A 12,134-nucleotide genomic window follows, 5' to 3' on the forward strand; every position below is an offset into this window, starting at 1 on the left:
ACAATTGGAAACGCTGGCCCCTGACAAGTGTTGAACGCTTCGGGGCGTGTCGCACGAATCTGGGGACCGGTTTCGGGATACGATGTCCGTGAAAACAAAAGGCGCGTTCCTGTCGCCGGGATAACGAACTGATGAAGATCGACTACTACGAAGCTCTGGGTGTTGAAAGAACAGCAGACGACAAGACGCTGAAGACAGCCTTTCGCAAACTCGCCATGGAATATCATCCGGATCGCAATCCGGATAATCCGGAAGCTGAACGCAAGTTCAAGGAAATCGGCGAGGCTTACGAAACGCTGAAGGACCCGCAGAAGCGTGCCGCATATGACCGGTTTGGCCATGCAGCCTTTGAAAATGGCGGCATGGGCGGCGGTTTCGGCAACGGTTTTGCCGGCGGTGGCGGCTTTGCCGATATCTTTGAGGACATTTTTGGCGAGATGATGGGTGGCGGTCGTCGTCGCTCCAATGGCGGACGCGAACGCGGCGCCGATCTTCGCTACAATATGGAAGTGACGCTGGAAGAAGCCTATGCGGGCAAGACCGCGCAGATTCGCGTTCCGACGTCCATCACCTGTGACGAGTGTTCCGGTTCCGGCGCGAAGGCCGGTTCACAACCGACCACCTGTACCATGTGTTCGGGTTCGGGGCGTGTCCGCGCTGCCCAGGGCTTTTTCTCGGTCGAGCGCACCTGTCCGACCTGTAACGGTCGCGGGCAGATCATCAAGGACCCGTGCGGCAAGTGCCACGGCCAGGGCCGCGTCACACAGGAACGTTCGCTGTCGGTCAATATTCCGGCAGGCATCGAGGACGGCACGCGTATCCGTTTGGCCGGTGAAGGCGAAGCTGGAATGCGCGGCGGCCCGTCGGGCGATCTCTACATTTTCCTTTCAGTCAAGCCGCATGAGTTTTTCCAGCGCGACGGCTCGGACCTCTATTGCAAGGTGCCGATCTCAATGACGACGGCAGCGCTCGGCGGCCAGTTCGAAGTGTCGACGCTCGACGGCACCCAGACGCGGGTCAAGGTTCCGGAAGGCACGCAGAACGGCAAGCAGTTCCGCCTCAAGGGCAAGGGCATGCCGGTCCTGCGGCAGGCAGCAGTCGGCGATCTTTATATACAGATCGACATCGAGACGCCGCAGAACCTGTCCAAGCGTCAGCGCGAACTGCTCGAAGAGTTCGAAAAACTTTCCTCGCAGGAGAATAGCCCGAAATCAGCCGGGTTCTTCTCAAGGATGAAAGAATTCTTCGAAGGTATCGGAGAATAGAAATGGGAGCCTTTCGGCTCCCTTTTTTGTTCTTTTCCTTATTCACGCCTTGCTTAGGGAATTCAAAGCGGCATAAACTTGTCCAATAACGACAATGGGAGCAGCGAGAATGGCAGGACAGCTCGGCAGGAAACTGGCCGCTAAGTTCGATGAGGAAATTCGTTTTTTCAAGGGATGGATAGACGGGCCGAAAGCCGTCGGCGCCATCCTGCCCACGAGTTCCGTTACCGCGCGCCGCATGGCGAGCGTCATCGACACCGGTTCCGGCCTTCCGGTTCTTGAACTTGGACCCGGTACGGGCGTCATCACCAAGGCGATCCTGAAACAGGGCGTGAAACCTGCCGACCTTTATTCCATCGAATATTCGCAGGACTTCGTGGATCACCTGAATACGATCTTTCCGGAGGTCAACATCATTCAGGGTGACGCATTCGATCTCGACAGCGCGCTGGGCGAGAAGAAGGACCAGAAATTCGACTGCATCATTTCTGCCGTGCCGATGCTCAATTTCCCGATGGACCGGCGCATCCAGCTCGTTGAAAGCCTGCTTTCGCGCATTCCGCGCGGACGGCCCCTGATGCAGATCACCTATGGTCCCTTGCCGCCGGTTCCCGCCGGCCGCGGCAATTATACCGTTCAGCACTATGATTTCGTGGTGCGGAACGTGCCGCCGGCGCAGCTCTGGGTTTATCGCAGCCCACTGGTGTAAATTCTCGCGAGGCTTTCATGACTGCACGTATTCTCGTCTTCGCGGGTTCGGTTCGCATCGGCGCTTTTTCCGGACATATGGCTGATGCAGCCGAAAAGGAGTTGCGGATGCAGGGGGCTGAGGTCACGCGCATCACGCTCGCCGACTATCCGCTGCCGATCATGGACCAGAACCTGGAAAAGGAACATGGCGTTCCCGAGAACGCGATGAGGCTCGGTCGTCTGTTTGCCCAGCATGACGGGCTGATGATCTGTTCGCCGGAATATAACGCCTCGATCCCGCCGCTTCTGAAAAACACCATCGATTGGGTCAGCCGCATCTCGAAGGATGGCGACCAACCATTCAGGCCTTATGCCGGTCTGACGGTCGGTCTCTGTTCGAGTTCCGATGGCGTGTTTGCGGGAATGCGGGGGCTTTATCACCTGCGCGCCGTGCTGATGAATGTCGGAGTGCAGATCGTCACGGAGCAATGCTCCGTCGGTCATGCATCCATGGCGTTCAATGAGGATGGAACGCTGAAAGAAGAGCGCAGCGCCAGGATGCTTTCTGCTGTCTGCCGCAGCCTCATCACGCGGGTGGCAGAAGCAAAAAGCTGATTCCATCTCTTTCGCAATGGGTCCTGTTGTGCGAAGAGAGTAAAAATCACCACGGAGACTCTCATGACGACGACAGATTTGCGCGATCAGCTGATCGTGGGCCTTGACGTGCCGACTATTACTGAGGCGGAGAAGGTAGTCGAAGAGTTGGGAGACGCCGTTTCCTTCTACAAGATCGGCTACCAGCTCGTATTCGCGGGCGGTCTCGATTTCGCAAAAAGCCTTGTCGCGGCGAAGAAAAAAGTCTTCCTCGACATGAAGCTCCTCGATATCGACAATACCATTGCGAAGGGCGTCGAAAATGTCGCGAAAATGGGCGTTTCCATGCTCACGCTTCATGCCTACCCGAAAGCGATGCGGGCAGCAGTGGAAGCCGCAAGGGGATCGAACCTTTGCCTCCTGGGCGTTACGGTTCTGACCTCAATGGACAATGCGGATCTGCGGGAAGCCGGATATTCCGACGATGCGGAAACGCTGGTGCTGAAGCGGGCCCGTCAGGCGCGCGAGGCGGGCATGGGCGGCATCGTCGCTTCTGCCGTGGAGGCTGCAGCCATCCGTCAGGCGGTCGGCCCGGACATGGCCGTCGTCACGCCGGGCATTCGTCCAGCCGGTTCGGAAAAGGGCGACCAGAAACGGGTCATGACACCTGCCGACGCATTGAAAGCCGGAGCCAGCCATCTGGTCGTCGCACGCCCGATTGTCGGCGCGGCTGATCGGAACGCGGCGGCCCTTGCCATTCTGGAAGAAATGCGCTCGGTTGCATGAAAGAGTTACTGGAGGAGAGAGCATGACCAAAGCTTACTGGATTGCCCGCGTGGACGTCCGTGATCCCGAGCGATACAAGGACTATGTGTCGACGGCGAAACCGGCATTCGAGCGTTATGGGGCAAATTTCATCGCACGCGGCGGCAAGGCTGAAGCCGTTGAAGGGCCGGGTCGCGCCCGCAATGTGATCATCGAATTCGAGACCATGCAGCACGCGCTCGATTGCTACAATTCTCCGGAATATCAGGCGGCGAAGGCGATCCGGCAGACAGTCGCCGACGGCGAGATCATCATCGTCGAAGGTGTTTAGATCAAAGGGCCCCAAGGGCCCTTTTTATTTGCTATTCAAAGCCGAACCGGCGGATCGTGCCGTCCGGCAACTGTGAGATCAAGCAGTAACACCTTTCCGGCATGGGGATCGGACCGGCGGGCCTCATCGTCCAGGCCTTCATGGGCGCTCGTCACGATCAGCGCCGTCGCATCCGGCCCGACGAAAGCTGGGCACGATGGCTGGCCCACAGGCAGTGGAACGGAGCGGATCAGGCGGCCTTGCGGTGAATAGGCATTGAGCGATCTGCCGCCCCAGCAGGCATTCCACAGCGTACCTTCGGCATCAACGACCGAGCCATCGACACCGCCCTCTTCGGTTCGGTGGTGGAAGACGCTTTTGTCGGATACCGGCAATCCGGTTTCGGGGTCCGCATCAACCCGCCAGATGATGTTGCGATCCGTATCGGCAAAATAGGCGATCTTTCCGTCAGGGGAAAAGCAGATCGAATTGGTGATCGTGATGCCGGAAAACAGCTTTTTCACCTGACCTTCGCGATACCACCAGATGGAGCCTGCATCGGGTTCGGCTTTTTTGCCCATCGTGCCGATCCAGAACGATCCCGAAGGATGCACGCGCGCGTCGTTGGAGCGGGTGACTTCATTGTCTGCTTCAAGCGGATGGTGAAGGGTGAGGCGCCCGTTGGCGCGCTCACGAATGAACAGGCCATGTTCGCTGACGATCAACTGCCGGTCGCGGTCGATCACGGCGAGAGCGCTCGCTTTCATGCCGAGCGCATGGACGTGGGTTTCGCCGCTGTCCCAGTTCTTCTCGATCAGTTTCTGGCCGAGAATGTCGAACCACCAGACATTTCCGCTCAAGGGATCATAGCCGGGGCCTTCGCCCAGTTCTGCTACATGGTCGGCAAACAGCGTAGTTCTAACAACGGTCACATTTTCCTCCCGAAACGCCAGCAGCGATTTGCAGCTAAAGTGCCAGCATAGACAATGGATGAAAACTGATCCAGTTCAGCTTCACGCACTGAAAAGGCGCAAGCGAAGTCCGCGCGGATTGAGAGAAAGGACTATGTTGCCTGGTCATTCCGTTTTAGATTTCCCGCAACTTCGAATCGCGAGGAAATCATGGCTCTCAAAGTCGCGGTCCAGATGGACCATATCAGCACGGTGAATATCGCGGGCGATACCACATTCGCCCTTTCGCTCGAGGCGCAGAAGCGCGGTCATGAGCTTTACCATTATACGCCGGACCGGCTTTCGATGCGTGATGGCGTCGTTTCCGCCCGCCTCGAAAAGTTGGAAGTGCGCGACATCAAGGGCGATCACTATACGCTGGGCGAGCCAATCCGCCGCGACCTGTCGGAAATGGATGTGGTGCTTCTGCGTCAGGACCCGCCTTTCGACATGAACTATATCACCACCACTCATCTTCTGGAGCGGATTCACCCGAAGACACTGGTGGTCAACGACCCGGCATGGGTGCGCAACAGTCCCGAAAAAATCTTCGTGACGGAGTTTCCCGACCTCATGCCGGAAACGCTGATCACCAAGGACCCGCAGGAAGTCATGGATTTCCGTCGCGAGTTCGGCGACATCATCTTGAAGCCGCTTTACGGTAATGGCGGTGCTGGCGTGTTCCATCTGGCCGATGGCGATCGCAACCTGACCTCGCTTCTGGAAATGTTCGGTCAGCTGTTCAAGGAGCCCTTCATTGCGCAGCGCTATCTGAAGGACGTGCGTGCTGGCGACAAGCGCATTATCCTGATCGATGGTGAACCGGTCGGCGCAATCAATCGCGTGCCGTCGGAAACCGATGCCCGTTCCAACATGCATGTCGGCGGGCGTGCCGAACAGAGCAAGTTGACGCCGCGTGAACGCGAGATCTGCGAGCGCATTGGCCCATCGCTGAAAGAGCGCGGCTTCATTCTGGTCGGCATCGATGTGATCGGCGACTACATGACCGAGATCAACGTCACCTCGCCAACCGGCATCCGCGAAATCCAGCGTTTCGACGGAACCAACATTGCGGCCTTGTTCTGGGATGCGGTGGAAGCCAAGCGGTAGGAACTGCCCTCTTTTCGTTCTCTTATTGTTCTTGAATTCGCCGCTCGCTCGTGCTTAACTCTCTGAGTTGTATTTGAACTTTAACTCACTTGAGAGATGTGGTGCGTGGCGAGCGGGGGCACATGGTCGCGCGGGTTGGGACGGTTGCTTTTCAGGGCATAGAGGCTGTGCCTGTCGACGTGCAGGTGATGGTGGCGCCGGGCAAGATGGGCATGTCCATCGTCGGCCTGCCGGACAAGGCTGTGGCGGAAAGCCGGGAGCGCGTGCAGGCGGCCCTGCACGCTTCCGGCCTGTCCATGCCAACCAAGCGGGTGACGGTTAATCTGGCGCCTGCCGACCTGCCGAAAGAAGGGTCGCATTATGATTTGCCCATTGCCGTTGGGCTTATGGCGGCAATTGGCGCCATTCCAGCGGATGCGATTCAGTCCTATCTCGTTCTGGGTGAATTGTCGCTCGACGGTTCGATAACATCGGTGGCGGGTGTCTTGCCGGCTGCAATCGGCGCTAACCGGGAGGAGAAAGGGCTTATCTGCCCGCATTCCTGCGGTCCGGAGGCAGCATGGGCGGGTGCCGACATCGACATATTGGCACCGCGCAGCCTCATCGCCCTTGCCAACCACTTTCGCGGCACGCAGGTTTTGACTCGGCCGGAACCATCCATGCGGATTTCCGGTGAAACGGAACTCGATCTTGCCGACATAAAGGGGCAGGAGACCGCCAAGCGGGCGCTTGAAATCGCCGCCGCTGGCAACCATAATTTGCTACTTGTGGGGCCACCGGGATCCGGCAAATCCATGCTTGCCCAGCGATTGCCATCCATTCTGCCCCGTCTTTCTCCGCGCGAATTGCTGGACGTGTCGATGATCGCCTCGATTGCGGGTGAGCTTTCGGGCGGAAAACTGTCCGACCGCCGTCCGTTCCGCGCACCGCATCATTCGGCATCAATGGCGGCAATGGTTGGCGGCGGACTGCGCGCGCGGCCCGGCGAAGTATCGCTTGCGCATAATGGCGTGCTGTTTCTGGATGAGTTTCCGGAATTCTCGCCGCAGGTGCTGGATTCGCTGCGCCAGCCGCTTGAAGCCGGGGAATGTCTGATTGCCCGCGTCAATCACCGCACCAGCTATCCGGCGCGCTTTCAACTGATTGCCGCCATGAATCCCTGCCGCTGCGGCATGGCGGGCGAACCGGGGCATGTCTGCGCGCGCGGGCCGCGTTGTCAGGCTGATTATCAGGCTCGCATTTCGGGGCCGCTTCTGGATCGCATCGACTTGCGGGTGGATATGCCCGCTGTCTCCGCCTTCGATCTCATCAAGCCGTCCCGCTCGGAAACAAGCGCGGCGGTCGCGCAACGCGTCGCCCGCGCCCGCGCAATACAGAGCGAGCGCTATTCCGCGCTCGGTCTGGAACCCTCCATGACCAACGCCTATTGTTCGGCCAAACTGATAGAGGAGGTCGCGGAGCCGGATGCGGCAGGACTGAAGCTTTTGCGCGATGCGAGCGAGCAGATGCATTTTTCCGCCCGCGCCTATCATCGTATCCTGAAAGTAGCCCGCACGCTGGCGGATCTCGATGGAAGCGACAAGGTGGGCCGCATCCATCTGGCCAGTGCCATTTCCTACCGCATGGGCGCGGAAAGGCTGGTTTCAGCAGCCTGACCACATGTTAGCGGTGTCCTTGATGAAATTCAGCGCGGCGCTATCGGTTTCCAATGATGGAGGACAGTTCTTTCCTCATATGAATAGCACCAGTAGTGTCCCTGATGGGGCTGGTCATATTGGCGGCTGATCGGGAGTCCCGCAAGATAACAGAGAAGTATCGTGCCGGAGCCGCCATGGCCGACAATGGCAGTATCGTGCGAAGCCGAGAGCCGTTCCACGCATTTGAAACCCTGCATGATGCGGTATTGTACATCATTGGCCCGCTCCCATCCGCGAATGCTGTTGTCTGGGGCCGAAAAGAACTGGTCGGCCACCAATTCGTGCTGGTCGGGAGGCAGAAAGCCGGTGGAGCTTCGGTCGATTTCACTAAAACGATCGTCGGTCGCAGGAATTATTCCTAAAACACCGGCCAGGATTTCGGCGGCTTCAATTGCCTTTGTTTCGGTGCTGGACCAGATCGACCTGATCGATTGCAGCTCAGGCCGACCGGCAAAAGAACGCATCCGTTCGATACCACGCTCCGAAAGGTTCCACGATGGAACAGACTTTGCCGGATCGACGATGACTTCCGGATGCGAGATGAAATAGATTTTTGCCACGCGCCGCCCCGCAATAATCACATCGTTATGAGGCTAAGGGCACGAAAGCGCCCCGTTGCCTGCCCTATTCGGCTCATATTCCAAACGTCACAAGACCATTCTCGTCGATGGCCCAGGCCGGATTCCAAGCAATTTCCCAGGCGTGATCATCAGGATCGGCGACATAACCGCGAAAACCGCCATGGATTGGCGCGTCGGCCGGGCGCAATAATTTGCCGCCAGCGTCAACCAGCCGGTTCATCAGAGGCGTGACCTCGGCTTCCCGCTCCACATTGTGAGCAAGCGAAAAGGCACCCGGTTGCAAGAGACCATCTCGGTCCATGTCGGATTCGAGCGCGGATTTCAGAAAGGTTCCGAGAACGAAACCGTTCATCTGATAAAAGATGATTTCGTCATTCTCGAAAACCGGAATCCAGCCGAAGCCTTCCGTGTAAAAGCGACGTGAGCGCCCGAGATCGGCGATACCAAGTGTGATGACGGAGATTTGCTGTTTCATAACCAAGACCTCTTGTTCTCCAATGCACCATTGCATTGGAGTGGAAGGTCAAGGGACTCGACGCATCTGCCAAATGCGGCAATCGCGAAGGCCAGGACCCGCTTTGCAACGGGGATCGGGCTAACCGCACCGATCTCTCCTTTTTAGACCCGGAACGGATAGCACGTTCCGGGGCATTTTCCAAACAGATGGAGAGATCGCAATGTCAGCGCACTGAGCCGACGAGAAGATTGTCGGGACCTTCAATGGTAACCCAGCGACCGGTGTCGTTCGCGGCCTGACGCTTCAGATAAGTGTAATCCGTCTCGTTCCAGCGCATGACTTCGTCCGTCAGGTTATCAAGAACGAAATCGCCGCGATCGGTGCGAACGGTGAGGACCGCGTGCCCTTCGCCGTCCGGCTTGCGTACGACGGTGATCAGAAGATCGGTGAGCGGGATGCCGGCCTTCTGCAATTCACGCTGCTTCAGCAACACGTAATCTTCGCAGTCGCCAACGGTGGTCGGATAAGCCCAGTATTCCTCGACGCCGTAGATTTCCATGTCGGTCATCGGCTTGATGCGCTCGTTGATCGCAAGGTTGATCTCGACGATACGCTGCCAGTTCGAATGGTTGAGTTGGAGCGCGCGGGTGTCTCGGCTGGTGATGCCGCATTCCTTGGGCTCGCGCTTGCAGAATTCATAATGTCCGATCGGCTGCGAGGTCAGCTTGCCGGTCTGCATGAAGTCGCCGGAGGCAGCTTCCGCACCAAAGCTTGCCATCAGCAGCGAGACTGCGAAACCGGCGGCTGCCATAATCTTTGTGGTCGAGCGAACAACGCAAAACATACTCAACGCCCTTTGGCTCTCGCCATTACTCATTTATTAACGAAACGTTAATGTCTGAAATAGTCCGGAGTCAATTCGGTTTGCCTCGCGATCGCCTGACTTCTTAATTAATGGTTAATGCGGGTAACTCCCGATAATGCAATCTGTAATTGAGGTTGTCAGCCCTCGGAAGCCAGCTCCGACGGTAAAAATTACCCATAATTTTGCCACGGTCCGGGCGCTTGTTTTTTGCCTCGAATAAGCCAATTGTTGGTGTTCGACCGGATCGGAATGATCCCTTTGCAAAGGCCAGAAGATGACAGGCGCAACGACGCGCAAGGCCACGGCAGACGACATAGATGCGCTCCTGCGCATCGAGGAACGCTGTTTCGAGACAGACCGGATTTCCCGCCGTTCCTTTCGCGCCCTCATCGCGCGGCCGACCGCAGAAACCATTGTTGCAACGGTGGATGGCGCAGTCATCGGCTATGCAATGATCCTGTTTCGCCATGGCACCGCGCTGGCGCGGCTCTATTCGATAGCCGTCGATCCGGAGGCAAAGGTCAAGGGCGTCGGCTCGCTTCTGCTGCAGGCGGCGGAAACGGCGGCTTATGACCACGACCGTCCATTGCTGCGGCTTGAGGTGCGCGAGGATAATGAGCGCGCCATTGCGCTCTACAAGCGGCACGGCTATCGCCCCATCGGGCGCTATCTCGATTACTATGCCGACCATTCTGACGCGCTGCGATTTGAAAAGACGGTTCGCGGTGACATTTCGCCGGTCACCGCCTTTCCCTATTACGAGCAGACGACCGATTTCACCTGCGGCGCGGCCTGCCTGATGATGGTGCTGGCCCGGCACAATCAGAAGACCCGACTTGATCCAGTGCTGGAAGTCCGTCTGTGGCGCGATGCGACCACCATCTACATGATGTCGGGGCCGGGCGGTTGCGAACCCTTCGGACTTGCAGTCGCCGCGCATGAACGCGGACTGAAAGCATCGGTCATCGTATCCATCGAGGATATGCTTTTCCTGCAATCGGTGCGTTCGGAAGAAAAGCGCAAGGTCATGCAACTGGCCCAAACCGATTTCCGGCAGCGCACGGAAGCCTATGCCATACCGGTGGATTATCGCAGCTTTACCCTGCACGACATTCTGACGGCCCTGCGCCGTGGAGCGGCAGTGATCGTGCTTGTCAGCGGTTATCATATGTTCGGCAAGAAAGTGCCGCATTGGGTGCTCGCTCATGGCGAAGACGGGCGTCACATTCTCATTCATGACCCCTGGGTGGAGGAAGAGCTGGGCGAGACCATCGCCGATGCCGCAAATGTTCCTGTCCCCTTTCACATTTTCGACCGTATCGCGCGGTTCGGCAGTGATGGGGCTCAGGGCAGCCGTTATTCTGGAAAAAAGGACGGACTGATGACGATCTGCGTCATTCTGGTAGGACGCCTCTCGGATATCGATAATGGGGCGACGCCACACAAGGTCATGACCACGCGCGATTACCTCGCACATCCATCGCTCTTCAATGGCCAGTTGCGCCCGCGGATCATCAATCTGTCGCGCTCCTACGCCTATCAGAGCCGCGGCTATTATGCTTCGCTTCTGGCGGAAGCGCGGGGACACCGCATCATCCCTTCCGTGGAAACCATGATCGATCTCTCGGAACGGCGGCTCTATGAAAACGCCATTCCCGAACTTGAAGACATGCTGAACAAGGCGCTCGGCAAGCATCCGGAAAAGGCACCCGAGACAATCCACGTGCATTTCGGACTTGCCGACAGCCCCGACTTTGAAAAATTCGGACGGCTGCTCTTCGACTGGTTTCGCGCGCCATCGCTGGAAGTATCCGTCAAGCCAGGTGAATGGGCCCGAATCCAGAAGATCGGCTTTGCCAACATCGCCAAGTTTTCCAAGGACCAGAAGGAGCGTTTCGAGGAGGCACTCGACCGATATACCCAGCGCGAGTGGCGTGCGGCGCGCCCAAAGGTGCCAGCGCGCTATTCCTTCGCAACGCTGTGCGACCCGAAGGAAGCGATGCCGCCGTCAACCGTTTCAACGCTGAAGCACTGGGCAAGGATCGCGGCAAGGCTCGGCGTGGAAGTGGAACCGATCGGCAAGCGCGATCTGCCCCGGCTTGCCAATTTTGACGCATTGTTCATCCGCGAGACGACGTCGATCTCCAATCACACCTATCGTTTCGCCCGCCGGGCGCAGCAGGAAAACATGCCGGTCATCGATGACCCGATGTCCATGATCCGCTGCACCAACAAGGTTTATCTGCATGAATTGATGCAGGCCAACGAGGTGGCGGTCCCGCCAACGGTGATGATCGCGGGTGAGGAGGACCTGGAACGCGCCGCCGACATGCTCGGTTTTCCGATGGTCATCAAGATACCGGATTCGTCATTCTCACGCGGCGTGAAGAAGGTGAAGGATTTCGGCGAACTGAAAGCGCTTGCTGCCCTGTGGCTGGAGGACAGTGATCTCCTGCTGGCGCAAAAATACATGCCGACGAAGTTTGACTGGCGGGTCGGCGTTCTGGACGGCAAGCCACTCTTCATATGCCAGTATATGATGGCCAAGAACCACTGGCAGATCGTCAAGCACGATACGGGCGGCAAGCCGCTGGAAGGCGGGTTTCGATCCTATGCGCTGGGCGACGCGCCGCCGTTGGTGCTGGAAACCGGCTTACGCGCAGCGCGCTGCATTGGCGACGGGCTTTATGGCGTCGATCTGAAGGAAACGGACGATGGGGTGGTCGTGATCGAAGTCAACGATAACCCTAATCTTGAACACGGGATCGAGGATGCCGCCGAAAAGGACGAGGTCTGGATCAATCTGACCCGCTGGTTCACCGACAGGCTGGATCGGAGATAGCATTCCCC

At 57.9% G+C, this 12,134-nt stretch carries 12 protein-coding genes and 1 pseudogene; 9 read left to right on the top strand and 4 right to left on the bottom strand.

Features of this window, described 5'->3' with window-relative positions:
- Positions 1-131: 131 nt before the first annotated feature.
- The 5 genes from dnaJ to OINT_RS12175 all read left to right on the top strand — a co-directional run bounded on the left by dnaJ (position 132) and on the right by OINT_RS12175 (position 3,645).
- Complete coding sequence (gene dnaJ / locus OINT_RS12155) at positions 132-1,265, top strand: molecular chaperone DnaJ (protein ID WP_006468111.1); 1,134 nt, start codon at positions 132-134, stop codon at positions 1,263-1,265.
- Positions 1,266-1,374: 109 nt separating this feature from the next.
- Positions 1,375-1,974 (top strand): phospholipid N-methyltransferase PmtA, encoded by a 600-nt coding sequence (pmtA, locus tag OINT_RS12160; RefSeq protein WP_006472612.1) that lies wholly within the window; start codon positions 1,375-1,377, stop codon positions 1,972-1,974.
- A gap of 17 nt (positions 1,975-1,991) precedes the next feature.
- Positions 1,992-2,570 (top strand): NADPH-dependent FMN reductase, encoded by a 579-nt coding sequence (locus OINT_RS12165; RefSeq protein WP_006468113.1) that lies wholly within the window; start codon positions 1,992-1,994, stop codon positions 2,568-2,570.
- 63 nt (positions 2,571-2,633) lie between these two features.
- The gene (pyrF, locus tag OINT_RS12170; protein WP_006468114.1) at positions 2,634-3,335 is read left to right on the top strand and encodes an orotidine-5'-phosphate decarboxylase; all 702 of its coding nucleotides are present in this window, start codon (positions 2,634-2,636) and stop codon (positions 3,333-3,335) included.
- A 22-nt stretch (positions 3,336-3,357) separates the two neighbouring features.
- Entirely contained in the window at positions 3,358-3,645 is a 288-nt protein-coding gene (locus OINT_RS12175; protein WP_006472613.1) for a DUF1330 domain-containing protein, read from the top strand.
- Positions 3,646-3,680: 35 nt separating this feature from the next.
- On the opposite strand, the gene OINT_RS12180 is transcribed toward OINT_RS12175, so the two are convergent.
- A complete protein-coding gene (locus OINT_RS12180) occupies positions 3,681-4,556 on the bottom strand; it encodes an SMP-30/gluconolactonase/LRE family protein (protein WP_006468116.1) in 876 nt (291 codons plus the stop codon).
- 189 nt (positions 4,557-4,745) lie between these two features.
- Here OINT_RS12180 and gshB point away from each other — a divergent pair, with 189 nt between their 5' ends.
- Complete coding sequence (gene gshB, locus OINT_RS12185; protein ID WP_006468117.1) at positions 4,746-5,684, top strand: glutathione synthase; 939 nt, start codon at positions 4,746-4,748, stop codon at positions 5,682-5,684.
- 122 nt (positions 5,685-5,806) lie between these two features.
- A complete protein-coding gene (locus OINT_RS12190) occupies positions 5,807-7,339 on the top strand; it encodes a YifB family Mg chelatase-like AAA ATPase (RefSeq protein WP_039852823.1) in 1,533 nt (510 codons plus the stop codon).
- A 29-nt stretch (positions 7,340-7,368) separates the two neighbouring features.
- Here OINT_RS12190 and OINT_RS12195 read toward each other — a convergent pair whose 3' ends face one another.
- From OINT_RS12195 to OINT_RS12205, 3 genes are all read right to left on the bottom strand, one after another.
- Positions 7,369-7,941 (bottom strand): histidine phosphatase family protein, encoded by a 573-nt coding sequence (locus OINT_RS12195; protein WP_006472616.1) that lies wholly within the window; start codon positions 7,939-7,941, stop codon positions 7,369-7,371.
- A gap of 73 nt (positions 7,942-8,014) precedes the next feature.
- Positions 8,015-8,437: a VOC family protein gene (locus OINT_RS12200; RefSeq protein WP_006472617.1), complete on the bottom strand. Its 423-nt coding sequence runs from the start codon at positions 8,435-8,437 to the stop codon at positions 8,015-8,017.
- Positions 8,438-8,642: 205 nt separating this feature from the next.
- Positions 8,643-9,263: a transglutaminase-like cysteine peptidase gene (locus tag OINT_RS12205; protein WP_006472618.1), complete on the bottom strand. Its 621-nt coding sequence runs from the start codon at positions 9,261-9,263 to the stop codon at positions 8,643-8,645.
- 295 nt (positions 9,264-9,558) lie between these two features.
- Between OINT_RS12205 and OINT_RS12210 the strand changes: the two are divergent.
- Positions 9,559-10,666 (top strand): annotated as a pseudogene (locus tag OINT_RS12210) (peptidase C39 family protein).
- Positions 10,666-12,126, top strand: a complete 1,461-nt coding sequence (locus OINT_RS12215) for a RimK family alpha-L-glutamate ligase (RefSeq protein ID WP_006472620.1) — start codon at positions 10,666-10,668, stop codon at positions 12,124-12,126. Before OINT_RS12210 ends, OINT_RS12215 begins: the two are co-directional and overlap by 1 nt.
- Positions 12,127-12,134 lie beyond the last annotated feature (8 nt).

This window comes from Brucella intermedia LMG 3301 (assembly GCF_000182645.1).
GTDB lineage: Bacteria > Pseudomonadota > Alphaproteobacteria > Rhizobiales > Rhizobiaceae > Brucella > Brucella intermedia.